The following is a 16,570-nucleotide window of genomic DNA, read 5'->3' as shown; positions in this document are numbered from 1 at the left end:
TAGGTCGAGCGGCGCAGGACCGGACTTCATTCCGCCGCTACCTTGTGTTGCGCGACCGTTACAACCGGCGCATCCACGATCTCAAGTGTGGCACTGATCGAACCCTTGCGGCCGTCCTCATAGGTCACCTCGGTCGTGGTCGAAACGCTTGAAGACCCGTCATAAAGCGCGGTGATAATGTCGTGGAATTTCTCTTCGACAAAGCCCCGGCGCACCTTGCGGGTTCGGGTCATCTCGCCGTCATCCGCATCCAGTTCCTTGTGCAGCACCACAAAGCGATGCACCTGGCAGCCCGACAGCATTTCATCGGCGGCGACCGATTTGTTGACCGCTTCCACATGGGACTTGATTGTCTCTAACACTTGCGGATGTGCCGTCAGTTCCTGATAGGACCCATAGGCGACGTTGTTGCGCTCGGCCCAATTCCCCACGGCGGTAAGGTCGATATTGATGAACGCCACGCAGCGATCCTTGCCATTGCCGAACAGCACGACCTCAAGAATATCGGGATAGAACTTCAGCTTGTTCTCAACATATTTCGGCGCAAACATCGAGCCATCGACCATTTTTCCGACGTCCTTGGCCCGATCAATGATCCGCAGATGACCGCTGCTTTCCTCAATGAACCCGGCATCACCCGTGGCCACCCAACCCTCGGCATCCTTGGTCGAGGCGGTCGAGTCCGGGTTGTTGTAATATTCGACAAACACACCTGGCGAGCGATAGTAGATCTCGCCCGTTTCGGCGATCTTCAGCTCGACATCTGGCGCGGGCACACCAACCGTATCGGCGCGCACCTCGCCATCGGGCTGCACGGTGATGAAGACCGTCGCCTCGGTCTGCCCATAAAGCTGCTTCAGGTTAATCCCCAGCGAGCGGTAGAAATCGAAAATCTCAGGCCCGATCGCCTCGCCTGCCGTATAACCGACCCGGAACCGGCCATACCCCAGCGTATCCTTCAGCGGCCCATAGACCAGCAGATTGCCCAGCGCGTATTTGATCCGATCACCAAACCCGACCGCTTTGCCATCCAGCAGTAACCCACCCACCTTTTTGGCATGGGCCATAAAATGGTGGAACATACGCTGCTTCAGCTTGCCCGCATCTTCCATCCGGATCATGACGTTGGTCAGCTGCGTTTCAAATACCCGCGGCGGGGCAAAGAAATAGGTCGGACCGATCTCGCGCAGGTCGGTTATCATCGTGTCAGCGCTTTCGGGGCAGTTTACACAGAACCCGCACCAATAGGCCTGACCGATGGAAAAGATGAAATCACCTACCCAAGCCATTGGCAGATAGGACAGGATGTCCTCATTCCGGGTCAGGTGGTCAAACTCTGCAGAATTCTTGGCGCTTTCGATCACATTGCGGTTCGATAGCACCACGCCTTTCGGCTTGCCTGTGGTGCCCGAGGTATACAGCATCACACAAGTGTCGTCATAGGTGATCGCAGCGATACGCGCGTCCAGCTCGGCATCAAAGCGAGCATGACCTGCGCTGCCTTCGGCCTTGATGTCGTCCAGCGCGTTCATCTGGGAATGATCATATTTCCGCATCCCACGCTTGTCAGTGTAGAGGATGTGTTTGATCTGATGAACTTTTTCCTGAATCTCGATGACCTTATCGACCTGTTCCTGGTCACCGCAGACGACATATTTCGCCCCGCAATGTTCCATCACATATGTCATCTCTTCGGCGACCGCGTCCTGATAGAGCGGCACCGGAATCGCACCCACCATTTGGGCCGCAACCATCGACCAGTAGTGCGCCGGGCGGTTCCGGCCTATGACGGCGATATGGTCGCCCTTCTCAACGCCAATCTCAAGAAACCCCAGCGCAATGGCGCGGATTTCCTTGGCCGCCTCGGCCCAGGTCCAGCATTGCCAGATCCCGAATTCCTTTTCGCGATAGGCCGGGGCATCCCCGAACTGAATCACATTGCGGTGTAGCAGCGCCGGAAGAGACTGCATCCCTTCAGCGCCTGACTGCGTCTGAGTCAATCTTTTTCTCCTCCCCACCCGACCCCTCCCCGGGCCGGAAATGGCGGGTCCAGGTCTGGCCCGGACGCCAACGCCCCGATTAAGGGACGTCGACACGATCAGCGTCAAGTTTTGCCTGATGTTTTCTCAATTCTTACGAAATGTAACAAGTTGGGCCGTGCCGCCCGGACCATACACCTCGTCAGAGACCCGACCCGAGATGACCACAAACTGTTCCGCGAACTGCAAATTTGCAGCAGGTAAGCGCATTCATCCACGTATACCGGTATTGGCTTGGGGTTTTGTATGTTTACCGCGCCTGGAATTCACCGTATGCATCCCGCAACTGAGTAGGACATTCAGAGCGGTTTTTCATGCCGATTTGCTATGCATGTGTATCGACCGAAGGCATCGGTTATGCGGAATGATCCAGATCGCATGACCAAAACCGCTCGAATTGTGCGATCAGAGGCGTGCGTCTTTGAAATCAACCGTTTTCTTGGACGGTCGGGCAGCACGAATTCCGACCCCTTTCCCACCCCAATACGCAAGGCAGGACTGCCGAGATGAATGTCACTCACCAGAGCATCACCAATGTGCTTTCTCAGCATTATGACCTGACACCTTCGACCGAATTGGTTGAGGAAATGCAGGAGACCTATGCCCGGATGGACCGGGTGGTGGCGCCACCGAATTTCGCAATCTATGCGCCCTATATCAAGGCGATCAATGCGCTCAAGAAAGAGCGCGACGCAGTCATTCTGGGCCACAATTACATGACGCCTGAAATCTTTCATGGCGTGTCGGATTTCGTGGGTGACAGTTTGCAGCTGGCAATGAAGGCCAGCGACGTCGAAGCCGATGTGATCGTGCAAGCGGGCGTGCATTTCATGGCCGAAACCTCGAAAATCCTGAGCCCCCAGAAAACCGTGCTGATGCCAGACATGGCCGCGGGTTGTTCGCTGGCCGAAAGCATCACCGCCGAGGGGATTGACGAGATGCGCGCCAAATATCCCGGCGCGCCGGTCGTCTCTTATGTGAACACCACCGCCGAGGTGAAAGCCGCGTCCGATATCTGCTGCACATCGTCCAATGCCGCTCAGATCGTCGATGCGATGGAATCCGACACCGTCATCATGACGCCGGACCAGTATCTGGCGCAGAACGTGGCAAATGAAAGCCGCAAGAACATCGTGTACTGGCCGGGCTCGTGCATCGTGCATGAACAATACACAGCGCAGGACCTGCGTGACTTTCGCAAATGGAATCCCGGCACGCGGCTCATTGCCCACCCGGAATGCCCGCCCGAAGTGGTGGCCGAGGCCGATTTCTCTGGCTCGACCAGCGGGATCATTAAGTATGTCAGCACCGAAAAGCCCGAAAAGGCGATGCTGATCACCGAATGCTCGATGGCCTCGAACATCGCCGATGAACTGCCCGAAGTCGACTTTGTCGGCCCCTGCAACATGTGCCCCTACATGAAGAAGATCACGCTGCAAAAAATCCTCTATGTGCTGCACACGATGGAAGGTCAGGTCGAGGTTGAAGCCGAGATCGCGGAAAAAGCGCGCCATTCGGTGCAGGCGATGATCGACCTGTCGCGAAAGCTGGGTCTCTGATCCGAGATGGAAACCCTCACCACCGACCGCGTTATCATCGTGGGCGCCGGGTTGGGCGCGCTGTATGCTGCGCTGAAACTGGTCCCGCATCCGGTGGTGGTGATCTCTCCTGAAGCGTTGGGCAACGGTGCCAGTTCCGCCTGGGCGCAGGGGGGAGTGGCTGCGGCGATGGACGCCCATGACAGCCCGGAAAGCCACGCGGACGACACCGTAAATGCCGGTGCGGGCACCGTTGACCCGCAGGTGGCTGAATTGGTGACGCGTCAGGCGCGCGACTATATTCTGGACCTGACCACGCTGGGCACACCTTTCGACCGGACCGCGGGCGGCGATTACGTGCTGTCGCGCGAGGCCGCGCACAGCTTTGCCCGTGTCGTCCGGGTCAAGGGCGATCAGGCGGGCGCACAGATCATGGCCGCCCTGATCGAGCAGGTCCGGGAAACACCCTCGATCCAGGTGCTGGAGGGCACTATGGCTCTTGGGCTGGATGTCGAAGACGGGCGCGTGACCGGCGTTACTATTCAGCGTGCGGACAATCGCGGGTCAGCCCCGGTGATGCTGCGCGGGGCTGCGGTTTTGCTGGCCGGGGGCGGGTCAGGCGGGCTCTATGCGCTGACCACCAACCCGCCGCGTATTCGCGGGCAGGTGATCGGCATGGCGGCGCGCGCGGGTGCGCTGATCTCGGATGCCGAGTTCGTACAGTTCCACCCCACCGCCATGGATGTCGGCGAAGACCCCGCCCCGCTGGCAACCGAAGCGCTGCGCGGTGAAGGCGCCATTCTGGTCAACCGTCATGGCGCGCGGTTCATGCAGGCCATCCACCCCGATGCCGAGCTTGCCCCGCGCGACGTCGTGGCCCGCGCCATCTATGCGCAGGTTCAGGCGGGCAACCGTCCCATGCTGGACACGCGCGAGGTTCTGGGCGAGGCGATCAAGGCTCAGTTCCCCTCGGTCGCGGAATATTGCGCCCGCAATGGAATCGACCCGGCGCAGGAGCCCATCCCCGTCGCCCCCGCTGCGCATTACCACATGGGTGGCATCGCGACCGACACCAGCGGCTACGCCAGTATCGACGGCTTATGGGTCTGCGGTGAGGCATCCTCGACCGGGTTGCACGGCGCCAACCGTCTGGCCTCGAACGGGCTGCTCGAGGCCTTGGTCTATGCCCGCATCTGCGCGGAAGGCATCGCCGGAACCTTGCCAGCAACCGGCGCGACGCCGCCGCTGGAAATCAGTTTCGAGGACGGCGGCACTCCGTCAGACCCCGCCGCCGTGGCCGAGCTGCGCCAGACCATGACTCGCTATGTTGGCGTTATCCGTGATCGCAAGGGCCTGACCAAAGCGCTTGGCACCATCGCGCGGCTCGAGGCGGCAAACAGCGACAACCCGTCTTTCCTGAACATGTGCGCCACCGCCACGTTGATCGCGGCGGGCGCTTTAGCGCGCGAAGAAAGCCGCGGCGCGCATGAGCGATCCGATTTTCCCGACCCCTCAGCCGGACCCGGCAAAAGGTCCGAAATGTACTTTTCCCAAGCGCTCGCCATTCGCGCGCAGGCCTGCAAGGAGCCGTAATGAGTTTCTCCACCGTTCCCGATCTTGTCCTTGAACCGATGATCCGCACTGCGTTGATGGAGGATCTGGGCAGCTATGGTGACGTCACCACCCGCGCGGTGATCCCGGCGGGCACCACCTATGACGCCTGCCTGAACGCGCGCGAGGATGCGGTCGTGTCCGGCATGCAAGTCGCGGCGCTGGCGTTTCGCCTGATCGACCCCTCATTGGACATCACCACGCATATTGCCGATGGCCAACCCTGTAAGGCAGGCGATACGCTGATGACCATCAAGGGATCGGCCGCCTCAATCCTGTCGGGCGAACGGGTGGCCCTGAACTTTGCCGGTCGCCTGACCGGGATCGCGACAAAGACTGCAGGCTTCGTGGCCGAGACCAAAGGCACCTCTGCCCGCGTCACCTGCACCCGCAAAACAACCCCCGGCCTGCGCCTGGTTGAGAAACTGGCGGTGCTGCATGGCGACGGGTTCAACCACCGATACTCTCTGTCAGATGCGATCCTGATCAAGGACAACCACATCGCAGCCGCTGGCGGGGTGCGTCAGGTGCTGGAGGCCACCAAGGCACATGCCAGCCACATGATGGCCGTCGAGATTGAGGTGGACCGCCTGGACCAACTGGCCGAAGTACTTGAGGTCGGAGGCGCCTCGGTCGTCCTGTTGGACAATATGGACAATGACATGCTGCGCGAAGCGGTGGCGATGGTGGATGGCAAGCTCAAGACCGAAGCCTCGGGCAATGTGAAGCTGGATCGCATCGCCTCAATCGCGGCGACGGGAGTCGACTATATCTCATCGGGTGCGTTGACCCATTCGGCGCGCACGGTGGATCTGGGGTTGGACTTCCCAGTCTGACACGGCGACAGCTTATCCCTGCGCGCAAAGCTCAAGCAGTTCCTTGTGACGGTCCCGCGCCTGCCCCTGTACACGCTTGACGAAGGGCTGCGGCAGATCCGGGCCGAGGCGCGTTCCGTATTTCTCGCAGGATTTATCACCGATCAGCTCGGCGAACCTGACCCATGTCCGAAAGGCAAAAACATCCCGCAGGCTGAGGATCGGCTTGGAATTGCTGGCCCTTTCCGGGGCGGGCATAGGGATGTCGGTAAAATACGCCTCTTCGATCCCGCTCCAATCGGATGGTGTTTCAAAGTCGTCCCCCGCACCCTCGGAATACTTAAACGCGGGGAATTCCATACTGTATTCAGAACATCCGTGGGATATTTTTGAGTGAACCCCGGTGATCTCAAATTCCGCCTGTGCGGCACGGAAAATCGCAAGACACTCTTTCGCCTCTGCGATCGACTCACAATAGATATACGCCTTATAGGGGAACTTGACCGCTTCGCGCAGCTCAATCATGCTTTTTCTGGCATTGTCCCTGGGCAGCTGCAGGTTGAGCAGCAAGAAATAGACCTGAAACATCCCCTCAAGGTTCTCTGGCAGGATCTGCACCTTGTAGCACTCGTGGCACAGGCCACAAATCACCTTGGTTTCTTCAAAGAAATTCAGGCGTTGGCCGCAATTCCCATGCTCGCCATTGATGGTGATGGTTTGACCCACATAGATCTGGGCGATGGGCACGGCCAACTGGATATTCTGTATGTCCAGGGCTTTCATCCAACCAGAATAGGCGGTGGTCTGCCGCCCTGTGTCGACCAGGGCTGCCTGCCAGCCCTTTTTCAACCCGCCCATCACCTCAAGCTGCGCTTTGCTGTAGGCGCCCAGATGCTGTTTCGGCAGGTTGGAATATTCCAGCATCGTCACAAGCTGCCGGATGGCCTGTCGGTCATTGGGCTTGAGTGAAACCCGCTTTTCAAGACGTTCCAGCTGCGCGTAATCCATCACTCTGGCCTCCTGCTGCGGATTTGGCCCGCCAGTTTTTCTTGTGATTGCGCCGAATGAGGTCGCCGTCAACTGAAATGCGCGAAACTGGCTAGCTGCCGGATTGTTCTGAGACGATCTCTCCGAGCCGGGTAAAGAATTTCCCCGACAGTTTCTTGGCAGTCCCGGCAATCAAACGGCTGCCAAGTTGGGCGATCTTGCCGCCGACATCCACCTTAGCAGTATAGGCAAGAACCGTCTCGGACCCGTCTTCGGTCAGGGTCACATCGGCACCGCCCTTGGCAAACCCCGCAGCCCCGCCTTTGCCCTCGCCCTGCAGCGAAAATCCGTCCGGTGCCTTGGATTTATCCAGCGTGACCTGACCCGCGAACCGCGCTTTCACCGGGCCGATTTTCAGAACCACCTTTGCCTCAAGGTCTTGCGGCGAAGATTGGGTCAGCTCTTCGCAGCCGGGGATACATTCCTGCAGGATATCGGGGTTGTTCAGCGCCTCATACACCACGTCCCGCGGGGCAGCGATGCGGATTTCGTCACTGAGTTCCATTCTGGCATCCTTCGCACAACAGCTTTGTGCCTATCAATAACGCGGTTTTTGCCAAATGTTTCAATTTTTTGTTTCAGATTTTTGTTTCAGATCAGGATACGCGACCCCAAATCTTACCTAATCGGGCGCCACCGGTTTGCGGTGACGCCCAATGCGGTCAGTCGCTGATCGCGCCCTCTTCGTCGCGGCGCTGATGCATCTTGGCTTTGACACGCGCGCCTACGATCAGAGGCAGAACAAATCCGATCAGGGCAATGGACCACAAGCCGATGGCCAGCGGGCTGTCAACCAGCGTCCACCAGTTGCCATTGTCGATGGTGACTGCGCGGCGCAAGTTATTCTCCATCGAGTTGCCCAGCAGCGTGCCCAGAATGATCGGCACCAGCGGCACGTCCAGCTTGCGCAGAACCCAGCCCATGACACCGAACCCAATCATCACCAGCAGATCAAAGCTGGACCCCGAGATGCCGTAAATACCCACAAAGCTGACCATCGCCACAACGGGCATCAGGATACGCGAAGGCACCATCAGGACGCGGGTGAACAGGCCCACCATCGGGATATTCATCGCGAGCAACATAAAGTTGGCAATGAAGAGTGCCGCAATCAGGCCCCAGACCACATCCGGGTTCTGGGTGAACAGCAACGGCCCGGGCGTAATATTCAACGCCAGCAGAACCGCCAGCAACACGGCTGTGGTCCCTGACCCCGGCACGCCCAGCGCCAGCATCGGCACCAGGGCCCCCCCGGCGGCGGCGTTGTTGCCAGCCTCGGGCGCGGCCACGCCACGCGGATCACCGGTGCCGAATGTGTTGTCCTTGTCGACCAGCCGTTTCTCCATCGAATAGGAAATAAACGAGCCCAGAGACGCCCCGGCCCCCGGCAGAACCCCCGCCAGAAAGCCCAGGAATGAGGTCCGCAGCATGGTCGGCATGCATTGCTTGATCATCGACATCGGCGGGTAAAGCCGCCCAATATTCAACTTGCGCCCAGCGGCATCCGACCCGCCATGGCGGTTCTCCAAAAAGATGAACACTTCAGACAGGGCAAAAAGACCGACAATGGCGACAAGGAAGTCCAGACCGTCATACAGATGCACCTCTCCAAAGGTGAACCGCGGCACGCCGGTCTGGGTATCGACACCAATGGTCGCCAACCCAAGGCCCAGCGCAGCGGCAAAGGCCGATTTCGCCTGATTGGTCGAGGACACGCCGCCCAGCGTCATGAAGGCCAGCGCGAACAGGGCGAAATACTCAGCCGGTCCAAACAGCAGCGCGATCTTGACAAGCTGCGGCGCCAAAAAGATCAGGCCCCATGTGGCCAGAAACGCACCAATGAATGAGGCGATACCGGACAGCGAGAGCGCCTCGCCCGCAAGGCCTTTTTTGGCCATCGGATGCCCGTCCAAGCAGGTCATCATCGCAGGCTCGTCCCCAGGGATGTTCAGCAGGATCGATGAGATTCTCCCGCCATACATTGCCCCATAATAAACACTGGTCAGCAGGATCAGAGACGGCGTCGCGCCCAGCCCCAGCGTGAACGCAAGAGGGATCAGAATGGCCACGCCGTTCGACGGGCCCAGACCGGGCAACGCGCCCATGATCGTGCCCAGAAAACAACCCAACAGGGCCAGCAACAAGTTTTGCCATGTCAGCGCGATAGCGAATCCATCGCTAAGGGATGCAAGAGTTTCCATGACGTTCCCCTTAGAAACCCAATGGTCCGCGAGCCAGTGACAGGCCCAGAACCAGATGGAAGATGACGTAGATACCGACAGAAGTACCGATTCCGACCACTACGCTTTCGATCGGACCAGATCCCAGCCGCCAGGCCAGGTAAGCCGCAGCAAAGGCGGTAGAGATTACAAATCCCAGAACCGGCAACAGCTCGGCATAGAACATCATCACGACTACAGCGGCGCCGACTTCGACCAGCCGGCCCAGCGCGGGCCACTCGGGCTCGGCATCCGGGCGCAACGCGATGACCGCGCTGGACAGGCCAAGGATGGCGGCGACAATCAGTGGAAAGGCCTTGGGGCCAACCGCGTCTGACAGAAAGCTCTCTTCAATCGCCAGCGCTGACAGAGCAAAGCCGATGGCAAGAAGAATGCCGAAGACCCCGAATATGCGATCACTCATGGGTATCTCCTATGTAAGGGAAGTATGGGTCTGGTCGGGGTGCCGCGCGCCCGGCGCGACACCCCGCTCTCAGGTGAGTGCTGGTCTTATTTGATGATCCCGATCTCTTTCGAGATGGTCTGGATCTGACCCACGGATTGCGCAACAAAATCCTGGAAAGCTGCGCCTTGCAGGTCCAGCGGGGCCAGACCATTGGCGGCCATGACCTCTTTCCATTCATCTGAGGCGTAAAGATCACCGATCTTACCGACCCAATCGCCATAGGCCTCATCGCTCATTCCGCCAGGGGCGTAGAACCCGCGCCAGTTTGCACCGATGGCATCAATGCCCTGTTCCTTGGCCGTCGGGAAATCAGCGAATTCGCCGGGCAGACGTTCAGGCGCCAATACGGCGATGACTTTGATATCGCCCGAGTCGACAAAACCCTTGGCTTCCGAGATGTCACCGGTAAAGGCTTGAACCGAACCGGCCAACAGTTGGGTCACAGCTTCGCCGCCGCCATCAAAGGCGATGTATTTGACCGACCGTACGTCCTCGATGCCATAGGCATTGGCCGCGATCAGAACCTTCAGGTGATCCCAACCGCCTACGGCGGAACCGCCCGCCACGGACACAGACGTCGGATCGGATTTGATCTGATCCAACAGGTCGGGCAGCGTGTTAACCGCGCTATCGGCTGCAACGGCGATCACGCCATAATCCGCACCGATGGCCGCTAGCCAACGCACCTGATCCATGGTGTTGCCTGGATAGGCGCCCTGCGCCAGGCGGGTCGCCGTGGCTGCGCTGGCCGCTACGATCAGCTCATTATCCTCGCCGCGCTTGTTGACGACCTCGGCAAAGGCAACACCGCCACCGCCGCCGGCCAGGTTCACAACCTGCATGGTCTGGTCGATCAGACCCAGATCCTGCAGAGATTTACCGACCTGACGGCAGGTGAAATCCCAACCGCCGCCGGGGTTGGCCGGGGCAATACATTCCTGTGCGCTGGCGCTCACGCCGGACAGGGCAAAAACAGCAGCCGCAATCGCGCCGCTTGTTCCAAACAGTTTCATTCGTGTCTCCTCCTCTGGTCTTTTTGGGCTGCGTCCTGCAACCGAAACCTGTTCCCGCAAGGGACTGTCCTTGCGGGCTGGTACTGTTTACAGAATAATGCTGTCACGAACCTGTCACAGAAATTCAGGGCAGGGCGCGGGGGGACAATGCGCGTATTGATGATCGAGGATGCCGTAGATCTGGCCGAAGGCGTAATAGCTCATCTGGCGCGGTCGGGCGTCGTTTGTGATCTGGCGACCACTGTCGAATCCGCACGTGATTTCCGCGCAGTTCAAACCTATGACGCGATGCTTTTGGATATAAACCTGCCTGACGGGTCCGGCCTGAACTTTCTGGGCAAAATCCGAGACAGCGGCGACCGCACCCCAGTGCTAATGCTGACGGCACTGACTTCGGTCGAAGATCGTGTCGCCGCTTTGGACAAAGGTGCCGACGATTATTTGGGCAAGCCTTTTGACCAGCGCGAGCTTGAGGCGCGGTTGCGCGCCCTTGTCCGGCGCGATGCCGATCGCAAAAGCGAACAGATCACGCTGGGTCCGCTGAGCTATGCCGCCAAGGATCGCAGCGCCACGCTGAACGGTAAACGCTTGAACCTAACCGCGCGCGAGGCGGCGGTCCTGGACGCCCTGATCCGGCACGAAGGTCAGTATCTGTCGAAATCACGGCTGTATAACTCGCTTTACGGGTTCGAAGACGCCGATGTGGGGGAAAACGCGATCGAGCTGTATATCGCACGGCTCCGCAAAAAATTCACCGGCAGCGCCATCAGCATTACCACCCAGCGTGGGGTGGGGTATCGGATCGGTCTGAATGACTAGGCTGCGCCTGCCCCACAGCCTGACGGCCCGCGTTCTTAGCGCGGTGGTTTTGATCCTGATTCTGGGCGGGTTTCTCGTTGGTCTGTCGATCTGGGCCAATGGTCGCCTTGCTGCGCGGCAGGCCTATGACCGGCTGCTGCTGGGCGCGGCCAGCGACATTGCCGAATCCGTTCGCATTCAAGATGGCCAACCCTTTGTCGACCTTCCAGTCTCGGCCTTTCAACTGTTGGCACAGGCGCCTGATGACCGTATTTTCTATGCGGTTCAGGTACCGGATGGCCCGTTCATAACCGGGCTGGACCGGGACACCGTGATCGAGGTGCCGCCACAGACTGGCACTGCGCCGTTCTATTTCGCCGCTGATCTGAATGACGAACCCGCACGTTTCGTCCGTGTCGCCCGCCTGTTTGCCGAGCGTGATTTCTCGGGCGAGGTGGAGATTCTGGTCGGTCAGACATTGCGCGCGCGTCAAACCATGACCGTGGGGCTGATGCGGGATGCCTTGCTGCCGATGGCTGTGGCCGGGATGTTGCTGCTGATCATGTCGTGGTTTGTCACCCGCTCGGCCCTGCGCCCGCTTGAGGCGCTGTCCGATGACCTGACCCGTCGCGATCCTTATGACCTGACACCGATGGCCAGCGACGGGTTGCCACGCGAATTGCAGGTGATGCTAAGCGCAATGAACCGGTTCATGGGGCGGCTGGACCGGCAAGTGGACACGATGCGCAACCTGATTGCCGACACCGCTCATCAGCTGCGCACACCCGTGGCCGCCATCCGGGTCCAGGCCGAGATTGCGCAGGACGATCCCGACCTTCCAGCCCGCACGCGCGCGCTGGATCGGTTGTTGGGGCGCACCCGGTCACTGGGCACGCTGCTGGATCAGTTGCTGTCGCGCGCCATGGTGATCCACCGTATCGACAGCGCCCCGCGCCTGCCCGTCGACCTACGCGAAGTGGCGCTGGACGTGCTGGAACACAGCGATCATGAATTGATGGCCCCCACCATCGAGGTGCGTCTGGAAATCGGCGATACGCCAGTTCTTGTGAATGGCGATGCCTTTTCGATCGGCGAAGCCGCCAAGAACCTGCTTGGCAACGCTCTGCGTCATGGTCTGCCACCCGTCCGTATTGGCGCCGCGCAAGAGGGCGCGCGCGCTGTTCTGTGGGTGCGCGATCAGGGTCCCGGACCTGCGACCATAATCGCCGATCAGCTGGGGGACCGGTTCAATCGCAGCACCGGTTCGGGCGAGGACAGCACCGGCCTGGGCCTGTCCATCGTGAAATCCACCGCTGAGGCCTTTGACGGCCGAGTCGAGATGGGGCGGGATGAAACCGGGTTTCGCGCTGCGCTGAGTTTCCCGGCCAGAACAGATGAGAGCAGCACATGATCCGAGCCCTAGCCCTTGTAGCGCTGAGTTTGATTCCTTCGCTTTCGCGCGCCCAAGAAGCCATCGCAGAATTCGGCGCAGGTCAGGATCCGATGTTGATCCGGTCAACCACCGACATTGCGATCATCGCCCCCGTGCTCGAACGATTCACGGCGCTGAACCCCAATCTGCAGGTCACTTATGAACAATGGGGATCTAACGCTCTGTTCCAACACAGCCGCACGGTCTGTAAATCAGGTGAGAATTCTGCAGACATCGTGTTCTCATCCGCGATTCAACAGATGGTTTGGCTGGTGAATTCGGCCTGCGGACACCGGTTTCAATCCGACCTTACCAATGCCCTGCCCGCCGCGCGACGCTGGCGGGATGAGCTGTGGGGGATCACCACCGAACCCGCCGTCATCGTCTATAACAAGACCTTGTTACAGGATCAGAACGTCCCACGCAGCCGGTTCGCCCTGCTGGACATGATGCGAACCCAGCCGGATCTGTTGCGTGGGCGCGTGGCAACCTATGACATCGCGGCCTCGGGTCTGGGTTATCTGTTTGCCTATGGAGACAGCCTTGAGGCCACGACTTTCGGCTCTTTGATCGAAGGTTTTGCACGTATCGACGCGGTGGCCACTTGCTGTTCTGCGGAAATCATCCGCGATGTGGCCAACGGGCGCTTTTTGATCGCCTATAACGTTTTGGGGTCTTATGTGGCCAATGCCAAGGCCCCGGGCATTGGGGTGATCCTGCCAGAAGACTATACTCTGGTCCTGTCACGCGCCCTGATGATCCCGCGCCAGGTGCGGAACAAACAAGCCGCCACGGAATTCTTGGATTTTCTCCTGTCGCCACAGGCGCAAACCCTGCTGGCAACTTCGGGTCTCGTCGCCCAGATGGACACCGCCGATACGGGGTTAACGCCCAGCGCCCGAAGGTTCATCGCCCTATCGCCGGCCCTATTGGTAGCCAGAGATCAGAACCGACGGGCCGAGCTGTTCAAGCTGTGGAACGACGCCTTCGACGTGGAAAGTGCGCGCTAGGTCTTTTCGTCGATGGCCGGTTCGATATCAGGCCGAACCGGTTCGATCTCTGCCTCGATAACCTCAGGCTCATCGGCCTCGTCGACCTCATCCATATCGGTGTCGGCCTTGTCCTCAAGCGCGCCAACGATCAGCGGCAGCATGTGAACACCGGTGGCCGAGGCGATCTCTGGCGTTTGAGGCGTTTGCCAGCTGAGCGTGTCAAAGCTGTGGCAGTTCTGACAGACTGGACCCCATTCTGGCTGAATGTCATGGCAGTTGTCGCAGACCCATTGCGGCCCGCGCGGCGCGTTCAGCGCCTTTGCCAGCCAGCCCTGCACAACCACATCCGAGGCCCCTTCGCCACGTTCAATCGCTGCCATCAGCGTATAGGCGCGGGCATCAGCCTGTTTTTCGACCACATCCCCCAGCGCGCGGCGGGCTTCGGGGAAATCTTCGGCGACGATGTTCAACTCGGCCAGAATCAGGCAGGTTTCCGGATTCTGCGAGTGTATGCGGGTCAACGTCGCAAAGCGTTTGATGCGCTCGGCCGGTGATTCATCCGGTGCAATATCGGCAAAAGCATGGGCCAGATCGGGATGTGGCTGTGCCTCCCATGCCTTTTTTAGAATCTTCGTTGCGGCACGCGGCTTGCCTTTTTCGATATAGGCACGGGCAGCCATCGCTGCGGCAGGCACCAAATCAGGGGAAAGGCGGTTGGCCTCGATTGCCTGTTCCTGCTGTTCTACGGTCGAGTTTTCGTCCAGAATGCCCTTTGCCTCGGACAAGGCGAGCACCGCATCGCGGCGCTTGAACACATCGCGGGGCAAATGCCCGGATTTCAGCTTGGCGGTCAGCGTTGATCGCGCCCCAGCCCAATCCTGCGACTTGGTCTGCAGGCCCAGCAGGATATCTTGCGTTTCTTGATGGCGTGGCTTGATGGCCAATGCCTTTTCGGCCAGCTTCCGGGCGGTGTCATCATCGCCTTCGGCCAGCTTCTGCTTCATGATACCGCGCACCCCCACAAAACGCGTGGCATTATTCGTCACCAGTTTCTTATAGGTTTCAGATGCCTTTTGGGTATCGCCATTCATCTCGGCGGCCTGGGCCACCAGCAGGTTGGTCAGTTCGGGTTTGTTCAGCAGCTTTTCGGCCTTGGCCGCCTTGTTCATCGCGATCCGCCCCTCACCCGAGGCAAGCGCCATGATCCCATCGGTTAATGCCTGATATCCGCGCTGTTCCCGGCTGCGGTCGAAATAACGCGACAGGGCTGTTTCATCCCCGTTGAGGAATTTCAGCGTGGCGATCAGCAGGGTCAGCAGCTTGAAGAACAGCCAGATCGCAATGATCATCACGCCCAGCGCAATGACCGATTGAAGCGGACCAAGCGTGTATTCCGTGCCACCCGCTGTGATCTGCACCCCGCCTTTGGTTTCCATAAGGAATCCGGCGCCAAGAGCCAACAAGCCGACAATCGCAACAAAAACAAGGATCTTAAACAGTGACCACAGCATAGCAGGCCCCTCAGTTCGAGTTCGCGCTTGAGGCAAGCGCATTTGCAGAATCCACAGCAGAAACCCGCGTCTGGGCCGCCTGTTCCCACCCTTCAAATGCAGCTTTGGCTGCATCGGGCAGGGATTTCAGCTCATCCAGGGCAGCAGAGACATCTCCGCCCGACAAAGCGGCTTGAGCCCGCGATAGGACCGCATCGGGGCTGTCACCTTCTTGCGGGGTAACCGAACGTGCACCTGTCTGGCGCTGCAAAAACGCGACAATTCCGGTGCCCTTGTCCGCGTCCCGCGCATCGGCCAACGCCGTGCGCGCAGCGGGCGCAAAGCTGTCCTGAAGTGCTGCAATCGTCGCGACACCTTCGGTTGCCGGTGCTGCCAGCGCCTCGGGAACGGTTACGCCTGCGGCCTTCAGTTCGGCGATCAGGTCGCCATAAGGTTGACCCGTATTCAACTGTTCATGCACCCGTGACAGAAGGGCTGCATTGGTCGCCGCCAGCGATTTTGCTGCAGCCTCGGCCTCGAGCGTCTGAGCGTCGGACACCATCTTTTCCACCTCGGCCCGTTGCGCGGCCAAAGAGTCCTGGAGTTTTTTCAGCTCGGCCTCGATGGCCGCGCCGGTTTCAGGTGAAGCGCCCTGCGTCAGCGCGCCACTTTCCAACTCGGCCAAACGGCTGGCAAGCGGATCAACCTTGTTGGTCAGATCGGATATTCTGGATTTCACCCCATCCAGATCAGCGGTGATTGGCGCGATTTGGCCGGTCAGCGTGTCAATCTTCTGGGACAGATCCGACCCGTCGGTCAGAGACTTCGACAGTGTTGATATCTGATCGGATTGTGCGGTCAGCTTCGCCTCAAGCGCGGCGATTGCGTCGGACTCACCCGAGGAGAACGCGCCGCTTTGACCCAGAATGAACCCGACCGCCGCAGCAATCGCACCGCCAATAAGCGCCGGGATAAAGCCGCCGCGTTTTTCGACCGGCGGTTCTGCGACGGTCTGATCAGGCGACGTAAGAGAGGCTTCGGCTTCGGCTTCGGCTTCGGCTTCGGCTTCGGCTTCGGCTTCGGCTTCGGCTTCGGCTTCGGCTTCGGCTT

The 16,570-nt window shown here is 59.6% G+C and carries 14 protein-coding genes; 6 read left to right on the top strand and 8 right to left on the bottom strand.

The genetic code is table 11. From position 1 onward, the window contains the following. Window positions 1–26: 26 nt before the first annotated feature. Entirely contained in the window at window positions 27–1,970 is a 1,944-nt protein-coding gene (locus AC2FIP_RS20245) for an AMP-binding protein (RefSeq protein WP_496679343.1), read from the bottom strand. A 575-nt stretch (window positions 1,971–2,545) separates the two neighbouring features. Here AC2FIP_RS20245 and nadA point away from each other — a divergent pair. Genes nadA through nadC form a run of 3 tightly spaced genes read left to right on the top strand, consistent with a single transcriptional unit; the run spans window position 2,546 to window position 6,024 of the window. After that, window positions 2,546–3,598 carry a quinolinate synthase NadA gene (gene nadA, locus AC2FIP_RS20240; protein WP_496699050.1) on the top strand — a complete coding sequence of 351 codons (1,053 nt, stop codon included), beginning with the start codon at window positions 2,546–2,548 and terminating at the stop codon, window positions 3,596–3,598. A gap of 6 nt (window positions 3,599–3,604) precedes the next feature. Then, window positions 3,605–5,170 (top strand): L-aspartate oxidase, encoded by a 1,566-nt coding sequence (locus AC2FIP_RS20235; RefSeq protein ID WP_496787918.1) that lies wholly within the window; start codon window positions 3,605–3,607, stop codon window positions 5,168–5,170. Beyond that, complete coding sequence (nadC, locus tag AC2FIP_RS20230) at window positions 5,170–6,024, top strand: carboxylating nicotinate-nucleotide diphosphorylase (protein WP_496787916.1); 855 nt, start codon at window positions 5,170–5,172, stop codon at window positions 6,022–6,024. The genes AC2FIP_RS20235 and nadC overlap by 1 nt, the downstream gene beginning before the upstream one ends. Before the next feature lie 12 nt (window positions 6,025–6,036). Here the strand turns inward: nadC and AC2FIP_RS20225 are convergent, their stop codons facing one another. The 5 genes from AC2FIP_RS20225 to AC2FIP_RS20205 form a co-directional block, all read right to left on the bottom strand. Continuing rightward, window positions 6,037–7,011 (bottom strand): hypothetical protein, encoded by a 975-nt coding sequence (locus AC2FIP_RS20225; RefSeq protein ID WP_496787914.1) that lies wholly within the window; start codon window positions 7,009–7,011, stop codon window positions 6,037–6,039. A gap of 91 nt (window positions 7,012–7,102) precedes the next feature. After that, window positions 7,103–7,555 (bottom strand): SRPBCC family protein, encoded by a 453-nt coding sequence (locus tag AC2FIP_RS20220; RefSeq protein WP_142637510.1) that lies wholly within the window; start codon window positions 7,553–7,555, stop codon window positions 7,103–7,105. A 157-nt stretch (window positions 7,556–7,712) separates the two neighbouring features. Next, window positions 7,713–9,251 (bottom strand): tripartite tricarboxylate transporter permease, encoded by a 1,539-nt coding sequence (locus tag AC2FIP_RS20215; RefSeq protein WP_496787912.1) that lies wholly within the window; start codon window positions 9,249–9,251, stop codon window positions 7,713–7,715. 10 nt (window positions 9,252–9,261) lie between these two features. After that, on the bottom strand, window positions 9,262–9,693 hold the full coding sequence (locus tag AC2FIP_RS20210; RefSeq protein WP_271950677.1) for a tripartite tricarboxylate transporter TctB family protein: 432 nt from the start codon (window positions 9,691–9,693) through the stop codon (window positions 9,262–9,264). Between the two features lie 86 nt (window positions 9,694–9,779). Then, complete coding sequence (locus AC2FIP_RS20205; protein ID WP_142637503.1) at window positions 9,780–10,748, bottom strand: Bug family tripartite tricarboxylate transporter substrate binding protein; 969 nt, start codon at window positions 10,746–10,748, stop codon at window positions 9,780–9,782. Window positions 10,749–10,895: 147 nt separating this feature from the next. Between AC2FIP_RS20205 and AC2FIP_RS20200 the strand changes: the two genes are divergently transcribed. Genes AC2FIP_RS20200 through AC2FIP_RS20190 form a run of 3 tightly spaced genes read left to right on the top strand, consistent with a single transcriptional unit; the run spans window position 10,896 to window position 13,988 of the window. Beyond that, window positions 10,896–11,567, top strand: coding sequence for a response regulator transcription factor (locus tag AC2FIP_RS20200; protein ID WP_496679327.1), 672 nt, complete (start codon window positions 10,896–10,898; stop codon window positions 11,565–11,567). After that, window positions 11,560–12,957, top strand: a complete 1,398-nt coding sequence (locus AC2FIP_RS20195) for a sensor histidine kinase (protein WP_496787910.1) — start codon at window positions 11,560–11,562, stop codon at window positions 12,955–12,957. The genes AC2FIP_RS20200 and AC2FIP_RS20195 overlap by 8 nt, the downstream gene beginning before the upstream one ends. Further along, entirely contained in the window at window positions 12,954–13,988 is a 1,035-nt protein-coding gene (locus AC2FIP_RS20190) for an ABC transporter substrate-binding protein (protein WP_496787907.1), read from the top strand. Before AC2FIP_RS20195 ends, AC2FIP_RS20190 begins: the two co-directional genes overlap by 4 nt. On the opposite strand, the gene AC2FIP_RS20185 is transcribed toward AC2FIP_RS20190, so the two are convergent. Continuing rightward, entirely contained in the window at window positions 13,985–15,481 is a 1,497-nt protein-coding gene (locus AC2FIP_RS20185) for a heme biosynthesis protein HemY (protein ID WP_496787905.1), read from the bottom strand. The two genes, AC2FIP_RS20190 and AC2FIP_RS20185, sit on opposite strands and share 4 nt — an antisense overlap. Window positions 15,482–15,491: 10 nt before the next feature. After that, window positions 15,492–16,570: COG4223 family protein (locus tag AC2FIP_RS20180; RefSeq protein WP_496787903.1), on the bottom strand; the 1,079-nt coding region annotated here is incomplete at its 5' end.

The organism is Ruegeria sp. CDSB114 (assembly GCF_059611025.1).
Note: the sequence above shows the minus strand (reverse complement) of the source record. Positions and strands in the feature narration are given on the sequence as shown.